The organism is Neisseria mucosa (assembly GCA_003028315.1).
Classification (GTDB): Bacteria; Pseudomonadota; Gammaproteobacteria; order Burkholderiales; family Neisseriaceae; genus Neisseria; species Neisseria mucosa.
Genome location: CP028150.1, coordinates 1,233,130 through 1,249,489, shown reverse-complemented (window position 1 = coordinate 1,249,489; position 16,360 = coordinate 1,233,130). Strand labels below are relative to the sequence as shown.

The following is a 16,360-nucleotide window of genomic DNA, read 5'->3' as shown; positions in this document are numbered from 1 at the left end:
TAAAAAAGGAAACTCCAATGTCAGCAAACACAAACAAACAATGGCTAAGCGTCATCGCCCTGGCAGTCGGCGCATTCATTTTCAACACCACCGAATATATCCCGATTGCCCTATTGAGCGACATCGGTGCGACCTTCAATATGCCGCCGACCGAAGTCGGCATCATGATTACCGTGTATGCGTGGATTGTCGCGCTGCTGTCACTGCCGCTGATGCTGGTAACGAAAAACATCGAACGCCGAAAGCTGCTGCTCGTCCTCTTCGCGTTCTTTACCCTCAGCCACATCGTTTCCTATTTCGCCCGAAGTTTCGAAATCCTGCTCGTCAGCCGTATCGGCATCGCCCTGACGCACGCCGTGTTTTGGTCGATTACCGCCTCGCTGGCGGTACGTGTCGCGCCGCAGGGTAAAGGCAATCAGGCTTTGGGGCTGCTCAGTACGGGGACGGTCATGGCGATGGTAGCGGGCATCCCGCTGGGGCGCGTTATCGGGCAACATTCAAGCTGGCAGTTCAGCTTTTTGCTTATCGGACTTTGCGCGGCAGCGGTCATGGGCATATTGGCGAAAAACCTGCCGCTGCTGCCCAGCGTGAACACAGGTTCGCTCAAAAGCCTGCCCGGATTGCTCAAGCGTAAAAACCTCATGCTGCTCTACGCGCTGACCGTCCTCCTGATTACCGCCCACTTTACGGCATACAGCTATATCGAACCCTTCGTCCTGCAAGCCGGCGGCTTCGCGCCCGAACAAGTGACCATCGTCTTGAGCCTGTACGGGCTGGCGGGGTTTGCCGCGTCGTATCTGTTCGGCAAATGGTTTGCCAAACACCAGCGCGCATTCCTGATGACCTCGGTATCCGTCATTATGGTTTCAACGCTCTGCCTGCTTCCCCTTGCCGCTTACCCGATAGCCGTTTACGCGCTGGTGTTTGTCTGGGGTATCGCCATCGTCGTCTTGAGCCTCGGCATGGTATCCAAAGTATTGGACTTTGCCTCGGATGCAACCGATGTTGCCAACTCGATTTACTCAGGTCTCTACAACGTTGGTATCGGCGGCGGTGCGCTTTTGGGGCATTACGTTACCGTGTGGGCAGGCATTTCCAACATCGGCTTTGCCGCCGCAATCTTAGCGGCGGCAGGATTGGTCGTGTGTCGGATGTTGGTTGAGATGCGGAAATAAGGGGGGTGTATAAAAAAGAGGTCGTCTGAAAACAAACGTTTTCAGACGACCTCTTTTTTATTCTTATAGTGGATTAACTTTAAACCAGGACGGCGTTACCTCGCCTTGCCGTACTATCTGTACTGTCTGCGGCTTCGTCGCCTTGTCCTGATTTAAATTTAATCCACTATATAATTAATTCTTTATGTGTACTTAATAGAATTTTTACCATTCTTTGTAACTATTGACAAAAATCAAAGTTCATAAAGAAAGATAAAGTTATCCGCATTCTAGGTAAAGAAAATGATATATCATATCGCCTTTCGTGATGTGTTATCTAAAAAGGATGAACGGTGAAACAAAATATCTTTTTCAATAAAAATAAAATGTTGTGTGCTGTTTTGGCTGTTTTTTCAGGACAAGTGTTTGCGGATGATGTTCAACAGGTGGATTTGCCTGAAGTTAAAGTCAGTGGAAAAGCACCTTCTAACAACTGGCGTTTGCAGCCTGGGGCAAAAGACTACCTGAAAAACGGTGAAGTCTTGACCACGAATGATCTGAAGACGAAGCGCGCCGTATCGCTCGGACAGACTGTGGAACAAGTCTCCGGCGTTCAAAACAACGCTTACGGTCCGAATACGGGCGTGCCGCAAATCCGCAGTTTGAGCGGTTCGCGCGTGTATGTCAGTGAAAATGGATTGGGTATTTCGGACGCTTCTTCTTTAAGCCCTGATTTGCCGTTGATGGTCAATCCGTTTATGGCGGAAAAAATTACCATTTTGAAATCATCGGCTTCTGTACTGTATGGCGGTAATGCGATTGGCGGTGCGGTCGATGTCGATACAGGCGTGATTGCGAGCCAACTGCCTGAAAAAGACGTGGGCGGCAAAGTGGAAGTGAGCGGCGGTTACAATACGCCGCGCGTCGCCGCGTTCAAATTAAACGGTAAGGTAGGCAATGTGGCTTGGCATTTGTCGGGCGCGGACACCCATTCGGATGATTACCGCATCCCCGGCGATTCCAAGCCGGCAGCCTGTTACGATCCTTCTAATATTTACAGCTCGCGTCTGATGTGGGCATGTCAGGTTACCCCGGACATTAGCGAGACTTTAAATAAAGGCCATTTCCGTTATGTCGCGAAAGATATTCCGGCTTTTATCGCCCAGTGGAAACGCTATAACGATGGGTCGGAGCCTGACGAGTCTGAGCTGTACAAAGTGAATAAGCCATCTTGGGGCGATTGGGTAGAGAATCCGCTTTACGACGGCAGCAAAGATCGCAGGATTAAGGTCGTCAATGCCATGAAGGATGATATGCCTGTTGAAAAAGGTCGTCTAAAAAACAGCCACTTGAGCAATCAGAACTTTGCTTTCGGTTTGAGCCATATCGGCGAGCGCAGCTATGTCGGTTTGTCTGTCAGCCGCTTCTTAAGCAAATCAGGCATTGCCGGATTCGGCTATTACAATTTTGCTTCATCCGGACACAATCATCATGGCGGCTCTTCTAACAAAACCGGACGCGAGTATGCCTCCGTGCGCGCCCAGCAAACCCGTTGGCAGGCTGAGGCCATGTACCGTCCGTTGGCTCAGTGGATAGAGAACATCAAGTTCCAAGCTGCTTATACGCAAACGCCTACCTCAGAATATTTAGGCGATACCAAAATGCAAACGCTGGACAGCAAAACCTTCCAGAGCCGTTTGGAGTTTAACCACAAAGTTGACTCTTGGCTGAAAGGTACGCTGGGCGCGGATTGGAAACAGCGCAGCACGGAATCTTCCGGTATCAACGGCAAACGTACCGGAAACTACGCCTATCTGCCTGATACCGACAGCAAAGAATACGGTATTTTCGCGTTGGAAAACTTCAAGTGGAAAAACTGGGATGCTTCGTTGGGCTGGCGGCACGGACAGGTTCGCCACTCGGTCGATATCGGCGATTACAAACCTGGACGCAACAGCTCGACAGTCAAAGGTTTGGAAGAGCGGGGTCGTCTGAAATACAGCTTGAACCATTATCATGCCGGTATAGGCGTGGATTTATTTGACTTCTGGAAGCTGGGCGCACGATACAGCCGTTCGCAACGCGCTCCTGAAGTCAATGAGTTGTACGCAGGCGGCGATCACTATGCCCTGATGGCTGCCGAATCACACTGGGCGGTCGATGTCCTCCGTCCTGAAACCGCCAGAACTTGGGAATTTAACAGCGAATTCGGTTGGAAAGACGGACGGCTTCGCGCAAGCTGGTACAGAACCCAATTCAAAGATTATGCTTTCTTGGTCGATGCGGCACACGATGGCGGTCAACGCCTTCCAACCAAATATTGGCGCGCCGGCAATACCCAACTTCACGGTTTAGAGTTGGAATTGAATCAGTGGTTTGACCTGAACAAATACGGCACATTGGAAGCACGACTTTTCGGCGATTTCGTACACAACCGCGCCGATTTGGACGACGAGCGCAACACTTCCTTAGAACACGGCAGCCGCGTCCGCAACAACGGCTATTACATGCCCAATATGCCTGTTTCCCGCTACGGAGCAGGTTTGACATGGAACAAAGGCGGCTGGCAAGTGGGCAGCAGCCTGACGCGCTACCGTCCTGCCAAACATACCGGCCATATGGCTGCCAACTACAAAGAGCCTGTGTTGGGCGGCTATACCATGTGGGATGCGTATTTGAGTCATACGCTCAAACACGGCAAGGTAACATCCGAATGGTTTGTCGATGCGCGCAACCTTGCCAACCGCACCGCACGTCCGCAAAACTCCATGTTGAAATATATCGCACCGCTGCCGGGCCGCTCCGTCCGCGTAGGCGTCAGAATGAATTTCTAAGTTTGGAATAAAATAAACCGGATTCCTTTGATGGGAATCCGGTTTTTCTTTTCGATGATTGGATTTTCAGACGACCTTTGGGGTCGTCTGAAACCTTATTTATGCCCTTTACCTTCTTTTATCCGAATGCGCCGTAAAACTTCGCCGTTTACGGCGGAGATATCAGGCGAGGACTGCGAAGCAGTCCTAAAAACGTTCAATTTCAGTCAGGCGTATTTTGCTGCTCAATATATTGCCGAATAATGGAAATAGGTGCACCGCCACAACTACCTGCAAAATAAGACGGCGACCACAACGCACCACCCCAAAGTTTCTCACGAATACTGGGATAATTTTTTTGCCTAATCATACGACTAGATACACCTTTCAAGCTGTTCACGAGTTTTGAAATAGACACTTTGGGTGGATAGTTTACAAGCAAATGAACATGGTCATTTTCACCGTCAAATTCCACTAGTTGTGCCTCAAAATCGGTGCAAACGCTTTCAAAAATTTGTCGCATATCGTCTAAAATTTCTTTTGTGAACACTTTTCGGCGATATTTTGCGACAAAGACTAAATGAACATGTAAGTTAAAAACAACGTGTCTACCACGTCTTAAATCGGTTTCTTTTTCCATAGACCAAGTGTAGAATAATCAAAAATTCCATTATCTACGAAACCATGCAAATACTCAAAGCGTTCAAATTTGAATTAATACCCAACGGCGCACAAGTCCGCAAAATGAAACAATTTTGCGGCTGTTCGCGTTTCGTATTCAATCGCGCTTTGGCGTATCAAAATGAACAATATCAAAAAGATAACTCTTTCAAATTCAGTTACGCCAAAATTGCGAATTTGCTGCCTGAATGGAAACGTGAGCTAGTTTGGCTAAAAGATTGCCACAGTCAGGTTTTGCAGCAATCTTTGAAAGATTTAGAAGCCAGTTTCAAAAACTTTTTCGCCAAACGTTCGGACTTTCCAAAATTTAAACGCAAGGGTGAAAAAGACAGTTTTCGCTTTCCGCAAGGCTGCAAATTGGAACAACAAAATAATCGTATCTATTTACCAAAAATAGGTTGGGTGCGTTATCGCAATAGCCGAGCTATTTCAGGCAGCCTGAAAAATGTAACCGTCAGCCAAAAATGCGGTAAGTGGTATGTTTCCATTCAAACAGAATTTGAGACGGAAACGCCAAAACCCAACGGCGGAGAAATCGGTATTGATATGGGCATCGTTCGTTTTGCTACTTTGTCCAACGGCGAATATTTTGAACCGATTAACGCATTTAAGAACCTAAAAGGCAAATTAGCTAAACTACAAAAACGTTTCAAAAACAAGACCAAATTTTCTAAAAATTGGCAAAAGTTAAAAGCCAAAATTGCCAAATTGCACCATAAAATCAGCAATATCCGTAAAAACTACTTGCATCAAATCAGCAGCCAAATCAGCAAAAACCACGCGATTGTGTACGTTGAAGATTTGCAAGTGGCGAATATGTCTAAATCGGCAAAAGGTAATGCTGAACAACATGGCAAAAATGTGAAACAGAAATCAGGCTTAAATCGGGCGATTTTAGACCAGTCTTGGGCGGAATTTAGGCGACAGTTAGCGCATAAATTGGCTTGGAATGGTGGGTTTTTGTTTGCTGTTCCACCACAAAATACCAGCCGATGTTGTCCTAGTTGTGGACATACGACAAAAGACAACCGCCAAACGCAGGCGAATTTTGAATGCGTAGAGTGTGGCTATCAAAACAATGCCGATGTTGTTGGTGCAATCAATGTGTTAAAACGTGGGCAAGCCATTCAGGCTGCCTGAAAAACAAAAATCAGGGCAGGACGTGTCCGTAGCGCGTGTGAAGTGAACAATGCAGTCAGGTTGTCAGCAGCACGAACCCACCGAAGCGAGTTGGTAGAACATCACTAACCGCCGTAGGAATCTCCTTGCTTTAGCAAGGGGAGGATGTCAATCAGAGCCTTATATGCTAGCTGTCAGACAAATACGGCTCGACGCTTTCCTTCAATATCTCGATCAATTCTTCGTCCATATAGCGGTAATCGTCAGGAATGTCCAAAACAATGATTTCCTTATGCTGCAAAGCGCGGGGAAACTGCGCCGACAGGCGGTTTTTATGCTTTTGTTCCATCACAAAAATCTTATCCGACCATGCGATGTCGTTGATGGAAACGGTGTGCCGTGCGTTAGGGCTTGTGCCTGCGGAACGGGTCTGTACGTTCGGATAGCGTCGGAATACCGCTTCAGCAGTGGGGCTGCGCCATTGGTTGCGGCTGCAAATAAAAAGTGCGTTCATAGAAATTAAAAAAGGCGGAGAAATATCCGCCTTGTGAAAATCATCTCGATTGAGTCGAAATGTGTTTTAAGTTAATCAAACCATTCGGCTTCAAATTCATGCTGCCTGAAGGGGTAAACAAAGCCCAGTTTTTGCGCGCGTTTGACTTTATTCCTGCGGAAATACATCAAATCCCACTTTTTCTCGAGCTTACCCTCAGAAGGGTTTTTGCCGTGTACGCGATGGCTGGGTCGTTTTGCTTGATGCCGCCGCCATGCACGGCTGCGACTGTGGTCTAAATTGTCCATTATCTGCTTTCTAACTTCGTTTCGGAAATCGGGTTCAGCAGCCGCGATTTTTTCTGTGTTCGATTATTCAGCAAGAAAAAGGAAAATCGGATTGTAGCCAAATTAGCTTGACGATACAAGCATTTGACCGTCGTTGTGGAACAGGTCGTCTGAAATGCGAGACGCCATTTACTTCTGCTTATCCAACGCTTCCTCATCCAGCGATTTCAACCATTCCAGCTTTTCGCCGATTTTGATTTCCAGCCCGCGCGGGACGGGTTGGTAGAAATCCGGTTCGTCCAAGCCGTCGGGCATATAGCTTTCGCCGGCGGCGTAGGCGTTCGGTTCGTCGTGGGCGTAGCGGTATTCGCGTCCGTAGCCCAATTCTTTCATCAACTTGGTCGGGGCGTTGCGCAGGTGGACGGGCACTTCGTCGCTGGCGTTTTCTTTGACGAAGCGGCGCATTTGGTTGTATGCCTTGTAGCCCGCGTTGGATTTCGCGGCGGCGGCAAGGTACAACACGGCTTGCGCCAGCGCGAGTTCGCCTTCGGGCGAGCCTAAGCGTTCAAAGGTGGCGGCGGCATCATTGGCGATTTGGAAGGCGCGCGGGTCGGCAAGCCCGATGTCCTCCCACGCCATGCGCACGATGCGGCGGGCAAGGTAGCGCGGGTCGGTGCCGCCGTCGAGCATACGGCAGAACCAATACAGCGCGGCATTCGGATGCGAACCGCGTACTGATTTATGCAGGGCGGAGATTTGGTTGTAGAAACTCTCGCCGCCTTTGTCGAAACGGCGGATTTGCGCGCCGAGGCTGTCGGCGAGAAATTCGGCGGTCAGGGTTTTCAGACGACGTGTGTCGGCGGCGCGTAAAAGTTGCTCCAATAAATTCAACAATCTGCGCGCATCGCCGTCGGCGGTATTGACGAGCAGCTCCTGCGCATCGGCTTCAATCGTGAAATCCCGGTATTCGGGCAATGCCAATACTTTGGCAATCAGTTTCTTGAGGTCGTCTGAAGACAAGGATTGCAAAACATACACCTGCGCGCGGCTCAACAGCGCGGGATTGACTTCAAACGACGGATTTTCCGTAGTCGCGCCGATAAAGGTCAGCAAACCGCTTTCGACATGGGGCAAAAACGCGTCCTGCTGCGCCTTGTTGAAGCGGTGGACTTCATCGACAAACAAAATCGTCGCGCGTCCCTGCTGCAAGGCGATTTCTGCCTTGTCGATTGCCTCGCGTATGTCCTTCACGCCGGAGAATACGGCGGAAACAGGCAGAAACTGGGCATTGAAACTCTGCGCCAAAATCCGCGCCAACGTCGTCTTGCCCACGCCCGGCGGCCCCCACAGCAACATAGAATGCGGTTTCCCGCCTTCCACCGCCACACGCAGCGGCTTGCCTTCGCCGATTAAATGCTGCTGCCCGATAACGTCATCAAGCGTATGCGGGCGCAGGCGTTCGGCAAGCGGCGCATCGGGTTGGCGGGTGAAAAGGTCGGACATGGCGGTTTCCGTGAAAGAGGGTTTTCAGACGACGTGGATTATAGCAGGTCGTCTGAAAGGAGGATTAACGCTCTTTGGGCATAATATCAATATAGTTTTCATTCAAAATTTGCAGGAATTTCCCACTGATAACGATACATTCTGTTGCTAATTTTGCGGCTTCCTTTTTTCCTTTGTTGTTTTCAACAGTTGGTGGGCAGAAGACCTTAGTGTCGCCTAAGTTCCAAGCCATGTAGCCGTATAGGGCGTTGTTGCGTTGTTCGGGGATTGAAGAACAGGTAATGTCTTTTTCTACTTTTTCTTTTTCTGAGAGCACAGAGCATTTAAATTTCTGTTTTAACTTGAATAAGTCATTTTTATCAATCCCACTAGTTTCTTGCAAGCCATTGTTTTGTTGAAAATTATTGTGTAATAAATACCATGAAGAGTTTTGTGGTATTTCTGTAAAACGAACTGGATAAAGCATACGCACAGAAAAATTTTCAGATAGTATTACTATCAAGAGTAATGAAAAAAAAGCAATCATACAAGGAAATATAAGAACTTTCTTATGATCATTTTTATTGTTTTTTTGGTGGCGAATGAAGCGAGAGACTAAGAAGACATTCAATAGCATCATTATGCCGAGAAAAAGTAAGTATAAGTATTGAGTTTCTTCTCCAGGCAACCAATCGTTAGTCATTATTATAAAAACTAAGGAGTATAAAAATGTTGTAGCAGATGAGAGTATAATTATCATTATAAAGAGTATTAATGTAGTAATTTCCTCTGTTATCTTATTTTTTCTTTTTTTATTCTTATTTTTAGAAAAATAATTTTTTAATTTTTTTAAAAAATCAATAATTTTAATTATATATATATTTTTTATATCATTATTTGAAAATATTATTAAATAAATTAAAGCTGGAATAGTAAAAATAATGATTATAGGAAACAAGATCAATGCTGATACTAGGTAGTATATTGCATAGAAAATAAATTTTAATATAAAAATTTCAATATCTTTCCTGTTTTTGATTGTTATTTGAATTAAATATACACTCACAGGGAGAAAAATAGCGATATATGAAATATATTCTAATATGATTTTAGGAAGATCATTGGATAAATATATATATGTAATTATTGCTATAAATGTTAAAGGAGCTATGGATAAGCATGGTAGCAGATTTTTAATAGCTATTTTTTCCTGTTTAACATCTTTCGATAAAGGGATAAGTATGTGAGGGAAAATATATGGGCTAATAAGGGCTATTATTGTTAATACAAATGTGATTAAAATAGATGCTAGACTAGAAGGATTTGATATTGCATCGGTAAAAACACTTGGCTGCCGGATGAAAGATAAGTAGCTGTAGGAAAGAAAGCCGCCTAATATCACTCCTGCTGAAGCTAAAATTGTTATCGATTTGCCGATTATTTCCAAGACTTCAACAAATGAAGATTTTTTCTTTGGTTTGTACATTTTGAATACCACTCCTTATTTCTATAAGATCATTCAATATTTTCCAAATTATACCCCACGTCTCCCAATCCCCCATCTCACACTGCTTACGGTATAATACGCGTTTGTTTAAAGACTTTGCGGGGCGTTTCAGACGACCTTGCGGCAAGGGATGGTTATGAATATGAAAAAGATGGTCGCCGTTGCTTCTGTGGCGGTGTTGTTGGGCGGTTGCGCTTATGATGCTGACTCGGCGTTCGGCGGTTTGGGCGGCGGTACGGGGATTGGCGGCAGCGTGGTGAAAATGGCGGTTGATCATCAATGCCGTTCGGAGTTGAACAAGCGTAATGAGTGGCGTTTGATTGCGCTGACGATGAGCGCGGACAAACAGCGCGAGTGGGAAGACAAAATCTGCGGCTGCGCGAGCGAGGAGGCGCCGAATCAGGTGTCCGCGCAAGAGTTGATGGATGTTTTGAATCCTTCTTCGCGCGATCGTGCGATTGCGTCGGTAACGGTGAAAACCGTCAATGCTTGTTTCAAGCGTTTGTATAGGTAATGTTTTTCAGACGACCTCTGTGTATCGGGGTCGTCTGAAAGTTTATAGTGGATTAAGGTCGGGATAGGGTGGCTTGCGGGATTGTTCGCTGGCAGGTTTCCTGTTTTGATTGGCAATATTTTTGTTTTTATAGAGAAGAAATCATGAAATATATCAGTACGCGCGGCGAGACGGCGCATAAACCATTTAGCGAGGTTTTGTTGATGGGGCTTGCGCCCGACGGCGGTTTGATGCTGCCGGAGCGTTATCCGCAGGTCAGCCGCGAGACTTTGGACAAGTGGCGCGGTTTGAGCTATCCGGAGCTGGCGTTTGAGGTGATGAGCCTGTTTGTAACGGATATTCCGGCGGACGATTTGCGCGATATTGTGAACCGTACTTATACGGAAGCGGCGTTCGGCTCTAAGGAAATCACGCCTGTGCGTACTTTGTCCGACGGTATCAAAATCCAAGCCCTGTCCAACGGCCCGACGCTGGCGTTCAAGGATATGGCGATGCAGTTTTTGGGCAATGCGTTTGAATATGTGTTGAACAAAAAGGGCAGGGAACTCAATATCTTGGGCGCAACCAGCGGCGATACGGGTTCGGCTGCGGAATATGCGTTGCGCGGTAAAAAGGGCGTGAATGTATTTATGCTGTCACCCGACGGCAAAATGAGCGCGTTCCAACGTGCGCAGATGTACAGTCTGCAAGACGAGAATATCCACAATATCGCCGTGAAGGGGATGTTTGACGATTGTCAGGACATTGTGAAGGCGGTGCAGAACGATGCCGCGTTCAAGGAAAAATACCATATCGGTACGGTCAATTCGATCAACTGGGGACGCATCGTCGCGCAAGTGGTTTATTATTTTGCGGGCTATTTCAAGGCGACGCAAAGCAATGACGAGCAGGTCAGCTTCTGCGTGCCGAGCGGCAACTTCGGCAACGTTTGCGCGGGACACATTGCCAAACAGATGGGCCTGCCTATCCGCCGCCTGATTGTTGCGACCAATGAAAACGATGTGTTGGACGAGTTTTTCAAAACCGGCGCATACCGCCCGCGCAACAGCGAGCATACTTATGTTACCTCCAGCCCGTCTATGGACATTTCCAAAGCGTCCAACTTCGAGCGTTTCGTGTTCGACCTGATGGATCGCGATCCTCAGGAAATCAATACGCTGTGGGCGGAAGTCGCGGCGGGCAAGGGCTTTGATTTGCAGTTTGCCTTGGAAAAAGTCGGCGGCAAATATGGCTTTACTTCAGGCAAATCTACCCACGCCGACCGCCTCGCCACCATCAAACAGGTTTACGAGCAAGATAAAGAACTCATCGACCCGCACACTGCCGATGGCGTAAAAGTCGCCCGCGAAGTGCGCGAAGAAGGGGAAACGGTTGTTTGTTTGGAAACCGCGTTGGCAGCGAAATTCGATGCGACCATACACGAAGCCGTCGGCGATGTCGCCATTCCGCGCCCCGCCGCGCTGGAAGGTTTGGAAAAATTGCCGCAACGCGTCCGAGTCGTGCCGAACAATGCAGCCGCCGTCAAAGAAATCATCCGCGAAACGTTAGACAAGTAATGCGTTGACCGAGAGGTCGTCTGAAAAGTTTCAGACGACCTCTGCCAGACAGCAAGCATTGTGATGATAAATATTTTCGTTTAAAATTGCGCGTTTGCTCTAATTCGGCATTATCTATTCACAGGCGAGAGAGGTCGTCTGAAAACCCTTTTAAACCATCATCCGCCCGACCCGCGCGATCAGACGGATTTACCGACAGGAAACTCAAATGGCAGCATTCAATACCCAAAAAGTATTGTCCGTACACCACTGGACGGATGCGTATTTCACCTTTACCTGCACCCGCGACGAATCGTTGCGCTTCGAAAACGGCCAATTCGTCATGGTCGGATTGATGGTGGACGGCAAGCCGCTGATGCGCGCATACAGCGTCGCCTCCGCCAACTGGGAAGAACACCTCGAATTTTTCAGCATTAAAGTTCAAGACGGCCCTCTGACCAGCCGCCTGCAACACCTTAAAGTCGGCGACGACGTGTTAATCAGCAAAAAACCGACCGGAACTTTGGTTGCCGGCGACCTGAATCCCGGCAAACACCTTTACCTGCTGAGTACCGGTACCGGCATCGCCCCTTTCTTGAGTATCACTAAAGACCCCGAAATTTACGAGCAATTTGAAAAAATCATCCTCGTACACGGCGTGCGCTACAAAAAAGATTTGGCGTATTACGACCGCTTCACCAAAGAATTGCCCGAACACGAATACCTCGGCGACTTGGTTAAAGAAAAACTGATTTACTACCCCATCGTTTCCCGCGAAGACTACGAACACCACGGCCGCCTGACCGACCTGATGGTAAGCGGCAAACTGTTTGAAGACATCGGTCTGCCCAAAATCAACCCGCAAGACGACCGCGCCATGTTGTGCGGCAGCCCGGCCATGCTGAAAGACACCTGCAAAGTTCTGGACGATTTCGGTCTGACTGTCTCCCCGAAAACCGGCGTACGCGGCGACTACCTGATTGAGCGCGCGTTTGTGGATCAATAAGGTTTTTGTTTTTTAAGGATAGATAAAGGTCGTCTGAAAAGTTATGAAAACTTTTCAGACGACCTTTTGGCTTTTAAACCGATAATAGGTAAACGAATGAAAGAATCAGGCGGGAGAATTTATATCAAATCGGCTTTGTGATACATTTCATATCTTTACAAACCGCTATATGAAAGGCGGCGGGTAGGCAGTTTGACTGTTTGACAGTGGCTTCAAATAGAAAATATTTGTACCGTGATTGCCGCGGCAGGTATTTCTTATTTGAATTTACTCCTTTCCAATCTGCCGTTTCATTCCCGATTATCGCGCCCTTCATTGTTGCACATCAAAAATACAGGAAAACAAATGTTTTGGTACATCATAGGTTTTTGCGCCTTTGTCGTTTCGCTTCTCGCGCTTTGGGTCAACGCCAGCGCATTCGGTATGCAGGATGACGATACGCCGCAATCGGAATACGAAAAACGCCTTGGTCTGGGAACGAAATTGAAAGACAAGGAAACCGCCGCCAAAGAGCGAGCCGCCGCGCGTTTCCATCCGGACGATTGAGCCGTTTGGCAATATTGGTTTCAGACGGCATAAGGAGTCCGAACAATGAAAAAATGCGTTGTCCTGACCGGCGCGGGAATCAGCGCCGACAGCGGGTTGCTGACTTTCCGCGATGCAGGCGGTTTGTGGGAAGGACATAAGGTTACAGATGTTTGTACGCCCGAAGCTTTGGCGCGCAATCCCAAGCTCGTGATTGATTTTTACAACCAGCGCAGGCTTCAGGCAAATGCCGCCGAGCCGAACGCCGCGCATCTGGCGTTGGTCAAGCTGGCGCAATATTACGATGTGCACATCATTACGCAGAATGTGGACGCGCTGCACGAGAAGGCGGGTAGCAGCAAAGTATTGCACTTGCACGGCGAGCTGAACAAACTGCGCAGCACCGTCGATGAAGAAGAAATCATCGAATTTACCGGCGAGCAGACCGACGATGTGCGCGACAGCCAAGGCAATCCGATGCGCCCGCATATCGTGTTTTTCGGCGAACAAGTACCGATGTTTGACGCGGCGGTCGAGGAAATGCGCGATGCGGATGTGGTCATGATTGTCGGCACGTCAATGCAGGTTTATCCGGCAGCTTCGCTGATTCATTACGCGCCGCCCGATGCGGAACGCTATCTGGTCGATCCAAACCCGCAAGGCGTGGGCGCGGATGTCGAAGTGATTCCGAAACGCGCGGCGGAAGGTGTGCCGGCATTGGTGGAGTATTTGATTGGTCGGGTTTGAGAACTAAGGAAAGGTCGTCTGAAGAAGTTTCAGACGACCTTTGGTATTGTATGGGGCTATCCGGTTGGAGATTGTTTGGCAGGAAGTTTAAATGTTAAGTGTGGATATTGTCTTCACTCTCGCCCCTAGATGACTAACCTATCGTCGTCATTCCCGCGCAGGCAGGAATTTGGAAGTTTAAAGTTATGGCAGCTTTGAAATCATTCCGAAATGCCGAGGCCTGGATTCCCGCCTGCGCGGGAATGACTATGGATAAAGGGTTCCTTTGAGTTTTTTAAAGATAGGTTTGGTGTGGTTTTCGTGGGCAAAGCCCACGCTACGGTTGGTTTTTTTTTTGATTGAATTTGAGATAAAAGGTCGTCTGAAAACCTGAATCCGTTTTCAGACGACCTTTGTTTTTCACCAACTTTATTGTCCGCGTAAAAACAGTGCATCCAGTTCTTTCAGCGTCAGTTTTACCCAGGTCGGGCGGCCGTGGTTGCATTGGTTGCTGCGCGGGGTGTTTTCCATGTCGCGCAGGAGGGCGTTCATTTCGGGCAGGGTGAGCTGGCGGCCGGCGCGGACGGAGCCGTGGCAGGACATGGTGGCGAGGATGTGGTTTTCGTGTTCTTCGATGGTTTGGCTGCTGCCGACTTGGGCGAGTTCGCCCAAGACGTCTTTGGCGAGCGAGACGACGTCGGCTTTGCCGAGCATGGCGGGGACGGCGCGGACGGCGAGGGTGTTGCCGCCCATGTCGGACAGTTCCAGCCCGAAGCCTGCCAGTGCGTCGGCGTGGTCGGCTAGGGCGGCGCATTCTTCGTGGGACGCGGCGAAGGTAACGGGGATGAGCAGGCGTTGGCTTTGCAGGTTGCCGTTTTCCTGCCGCTGGCGTTTCATTTTTTCGTAGTTAACGCGTTCGGCGGCGGCGTGCATGTCGATGAGCAGCAGGCTGTCTTCGGCTTGGGCGAGGATGTAGATGCCCAATAATTGGGCGATGGCGAAGCCCAGCGGCGGCAGTTCGGGTTTGGGGTCGTCTGAAAAGCTGCGTGCGGGGTTTTCAGACGACGTGGCGGACGTATTGCCGAAGCGGGCTTGTTCGAATTGTGCCAGCTCGATATCGGCTTCATCGGCTGCGGTGTTTTTGAAGAGTTCGGCGTAGGTGTTGAGGGCGGCGCGGCTTTCGCGCAGGGACAGGCTGCGCTGCTGCGGCGCGCGTGCTGCCTGATAGGGCATGGGGGCGGTTTTGCCAGAACTGAAGGTGCTGCGCAGTTCGGAGGCGTGTGCGCTGGGTGCGGCGGCGAAAATGTTTTCAGACGACGCGGTCGGGTTTGGGTGAAACCCGCTAGGCTCGTTTTCAGACGACGTTGCCGCGGGACGGATGCCTGTGATTTCGTGCAACACTTCGCCTGCGTTGCCGACGCTTTCGGTCAAGTCGGCGCGGGTGTCTGCGAGGGCTTTGTTGAGGGTGTGGAACACGAGTTGGTGCACCTGCTGGCTGTCGCGGAAGCGGATTTCGGTTTTGGTAGGGTGGACGTTGACGTCGACGGCTTCGGGCGGCAGGTCGAGGAAGAGGACGAAGGCGGGGGTAAGGGCGTTGTGCAATACGTCGCGGTATGCCTGTTTGACGGCGTGGAGCATGACTTTGTCGCGCACGAAGCGGTGGTTGACGAAGCAGTATTGTTTGTCAGTTTTACCTTTGGCGAAGGTGGGTTTGGCGATGGCGCCGTAGAGCCGCAGCGCGCCGTTGCCGCTGTCGATTTCTAAGGATGCCGCCTGAAAGTCTTCGCCGACGATGGCGGCTATGCGTTCGTGCAGGCTTTGGGCGGGGAGTTTGAACACTTGTTTGCCGTCGCGTTTGAGCGAGAAGGCGATGTGCGGATGCGCCAGTGCGAGGCGTTCTAGCATGGTGGCGCAGTGGGCGTATTCGGTGTTTTCGGATTTGAGGAACTTGCGCCGCGCGGGGGTGTTGAAGAAAAGTTCGGCAGCTTCGATGGTGGTGCCGACGGGGTGGGCGGCGGCGGTGGGGCTGCTGAGTTTGCCGTCTTCGGCTTTGACTTGGGTCGCGTGCGCGCTGCCGTCTTGGCGGCTGGTCAGGGTCAGGCGGCTGACGGAGGCGATGCTTGCTAAGCCTTCGCCGCGAAAGCCCATGCTGGCGACGTGTTCCAAGTCGTTTAAGGTTTTGATTTTGCTGGTAGCGTGGCGGTGGAGCGCGAGTTTGATGTCGTCGGGGTGGATGCCGAGGCCGTTGTCGCTGACGCGGATAAGACGGATGCCGCCGCCCGCCAGCTCGACTTCAATCGCCGTTGCGCCTGCGTCTATGCTGTTTTCGACGATTTCTTTGAGGGCGTTGGCGGGGCGTTCGACCACTTCGCCGGCGGCGATTTGGTTGACGAGGTGGTCGGGCAGGGCGGCGATTCGGGACATGGGTTTCTTCCGTTTTCAAACTGGCGGGTATTATAGCAAAAGGTCGTCTGAAAACCGGAATCGGGATTTCAGACGACCTTTTGATAAGACGGGC

13 protein-coding genes and 2 pseudogenes are annotated in these 16,360 nt (G+C 49.6%); 8 read left to right on the top strand and 7 right to left on the bottom strand.

Features of this window, described 5'->3' with window-relative positions; all coding sequences use genetic code 11:
- The first annotated feature begins 17 nt into the window (after positions 1 to 17).
- Entirely contained in the window at positions 18 to 1,175 is a 1,158-nt protein-coding gene (locus NM96_06165; protein AVR78976.1) for a sugar transporter, read from the top strand.
- A 63-nt stretch (positions 1,176 to 1,238) separates the two neighbouring features.
- Here the strand turns inward: NM96_06165 and NM96_06160 are convergent.
- Positions 1,239 to 1,346, bottom strand: a pseudogene (locus tag NM96_06160) (transposase).
- A gap of 194 nt (positions 1,347 to 1,540) precedes the next feature.
- On the opposite strand from NM96_06160, the gene NM96_06155 reads away from it, so the two are divergent.
- Complete coding sequence (locus NM96_06155) at positions 1,541 to 3,988, top strand: TonB-dependent receptor (protein AVR80283.1); 2,448 nt, start codon at positions 1,541 to 1,543, stop codon at positions 3,986 to 3,988.
- A 202-nt stretch (positions 3,989 to 4,190) separates the two neighbouring features.
- Here NM96_06155 and NM96_06150 read toward each other — a convergent pair whose 3' ends face one another.
- The gene (locus tag NM96_06150) at positions 4,191 to 4,607 is read right to left on the bottom strand and encodes an IS200/IS605 family transposase (GenBank protein ID AVR78975.1); all 417 of its coding nucleotides are present in this window, start codon (positions 4,605 to 4,607) and stop codon (positions 4,191 to 4,193) included.
- A gap of 44 nt (positions 4,608 to 4,651) precedes the next feature.
- On the opposite strand from NM96_06150, the gene NM96_06145 reads away from it, so the two are divergent.
- The gene (locus NM96_06145) at positions 4,652 to 5,788 is read left to right on the top strand and encodes a transposase (protein AVR78974.1); all 1,137 of its coding nucleotides are present in this window, start codon (positions 4,652 to 4,654) and stop codon (positions 5,786 to 5,788) included.
- Between the two features lie 166 nt (positions 5,789 to 5,954).
- Here NM96_06145 and NM96_06140 read toward each other — a convergent pair whose 3' ends face one another.
- The 4 genes and pseudogenes from NM96_06140 to NM96_06125 all read right to left on the bottom strand — a co-directional run bounded on the left by NM96_06140 (position 5,955) and on the right by NM96_06125 (position 9,515).
- Positions 5,955 to 6,281 (bottom strand): protein tyrosine phosphatase, encoded by a 327-nt coding sequence (locus NM96_06140; protein AVR78973.1) that lies wholly within the window; start codon positions 6,279 to 6,281, stop codon positions 5,955 to 5,957.
- 71 nt (positions 6,282 to 6,352) lie between these two features.
- The gene (locus NM96_06135; protein ID AVR78972.1) at positions 6,353 to 6,568 is read right to left on the bottom strand and encodes a hypothetical protein; all 216 of its coding nucleotides are present in this window, start codon (positions 6,566 to 6,568) and stop codon (positions 6,353 to 6,355) included.
- Between the two features lie 168 nt (positions 6,569 to 6,736).
- On the bottom strand, positions 6,737 to 8,050 hold the full coding sequence (locus NM96_06130; GenBank protein ID AVR78971.1) for a replication-associated recombination protein A: 1,314 nt from the start codon (positions 8,048 to 8,050) through the stop codon (positions 6,737 to 6,739).
- A gap of 826 nt (positions 8,051 to 8,876) precedes the next feature.
- Positions 8,877 to 9,515, bottom strand: a pseudogene (locus tag NM96_06125) (hypothetical protein).
- Between the two features lie 151 nt (positions 9,516 to 9,666).
- Between NM96_06125 and NM96_06120 the strand changes: the two are divergent.
- The 5 genes from NM96_06120 to NM96_06100 all read left to right on the top strand — a co-directional run bounded on the left by NM96_06120 (position 9,667) and on the right by NM96_06100 (position 13,863).
- On the top strand, positions 9,667 to 10,050 hold the full coding sequence (locus NM96_06120) for a hypothetical protein (GenBank protein AVR78970.1): 384 nt from the start codon (positions 9,667 to 9,669) through the stop codon (positions 10,048 to 10,050).
- A gap of 143 nt (positions 10,051 to 10,193) precedes the next feature.
- Positions 10,194 to 11,606, top strand: a complete 1,413-nt coding sequence (locus NM96_06115) for a threonine synthase (protein AVR78969.1) — start codon at positions 10,194 to 10,196, stop codon at positions 11,604 to 11,606.
- A 208-nt stretch (positions 11,607 to 11,814) separates the two neighbouring features.
- Entirely contained in the window at positions 11,815 to 12,591 is a 777-nt protein-coding gene (locus tag NM96_06110) for a ferredoxin--NADP reductase (GenBank protein AVR78968.1), read from the top strand.
- Positions 12,592 to 12,936: 345 nt separating this feature from the next.
- A complete protein-coding gene (locus NM96_06105; GenBank protein AVR78967.1) occupies positions 12,937 to 13,137 on the top strand; it encodes a hypothetical protein in 201 nt (66 codons plus the stop codon).
- A gap of 45 nt (positions 13,138 to 13,182) precedes the next feature.
- Positions 13,183 to 13,863 (top strand): NAD-dependent protein deacylase, encoded by a 681-nt coding sequence (locus tag NM96_06100; protein ID AVR78966.1) that lies wholly within the window; start codon positions 13,183 to 13,185, stop codon positions 13,861 to 13,863.
- A 408-nt stretch (positions 13,864 to 14,271) separates the two neighbouring features.
- On the opposite strand, the gene NM96_06095 is transcribed toward NM96_06100, so the two are convergent.
- Complete coding sequence (locus NM96_06095; protein AVR78965.1) at positions 14,272 to 16,266, bottom strand: DNA mismatch repair endonuclease MutL; 1,995 nt, start codon at positions 16,264 to 16,266, stop codon at positions 14,272 to 14,274.
- Positions 16,267 to 16,360 lie beyond the last annotated feature (94 nt).

Coding starts and splice junctions, on each gene's coding strand:
- NM96_06165 (AVR78976.1), top strand. CDS start 18: ATGTCAGCAAACACAAACAAACAATGGCTAAGCGTCATCGCCCTGGCA.
- NM96_06155 (AVR80283.1), top strand. CDS start 1,541: ATGTTGTGTGCTGTTTTGGCTGTTTTTTCAGGACAAGTGTTTGCGGAT.
- NM96_06150 (AVR78975.1), bottom strand. CDS start 4,607: ATGGAAAAAGAAACCGATTTAAGACGTGGTAGACACGTTGTTTTTAAC.
- NM96_06145 (AVR78974.1), top strand. CDS start 4,652: ATGCAAATACTCAAAGCGTTCAAATTTGAATTAATACCCAACGGCGCA.
- NM96_06140 (AVR78973.1), bottom strand. CDS start 6,281: ATGAACGCACTTTTTATTTGCAGCCGCAACCAATGGCGCAGCCCCACT.
- NM96_06135 (AVR78972.1), bottom strand. CDS start 6,568: ATGGACAATTTAGACCACAGTCGCAGCCGTGCATGGCGGCGGCATCAA.
- NM96_06130 (AVR78971.1), bottom strand. CDS start 8,050: ATGTCCGACCTTTTCACCCGCCAACCCGATGCGCCGCTTGCCGAACGC.
- NM96_06120 (AVR78970.1), top strand. CDS start 9,667: ATGGTTATGAATATGAAAAAGATGGTCGCCGTTGCTTCTGTGGCGGTG.
- NM96_06115 (AVR78969.1), top strand. CDS start 10,194: ATGAAATATATCAGTACGCGCGGCGAGACGGCGCATAAACCATTTAGC.
- NM96_06110 (AVR78968.1), top strand. CDS start 11,815: ATGGCAGCATTCAATACCCAAAAAGTATTGTCCGTACACCACTGGACG.
- NM96_06105 (AVR78967.1), top strand. CDS start 12,937: ATGTTTTGGTACATCATAGGTTTTTGCGCCTTTGTCGTTTCGCTTCTC.
- NM96_06100 (AVR78966.1), top strand. CDS start 13,183: ATGAAAAAATGCGTTGTCCTGACCGGCGCGGGAATCAGCGCCGACAGC.
- NM96_06095 (AVR78965.1), bottom strand. CDS start 16,266: ATGTCCCGAATCGCCGCCCTGCCCGACCACCTCGTCAACCAAATCGCC.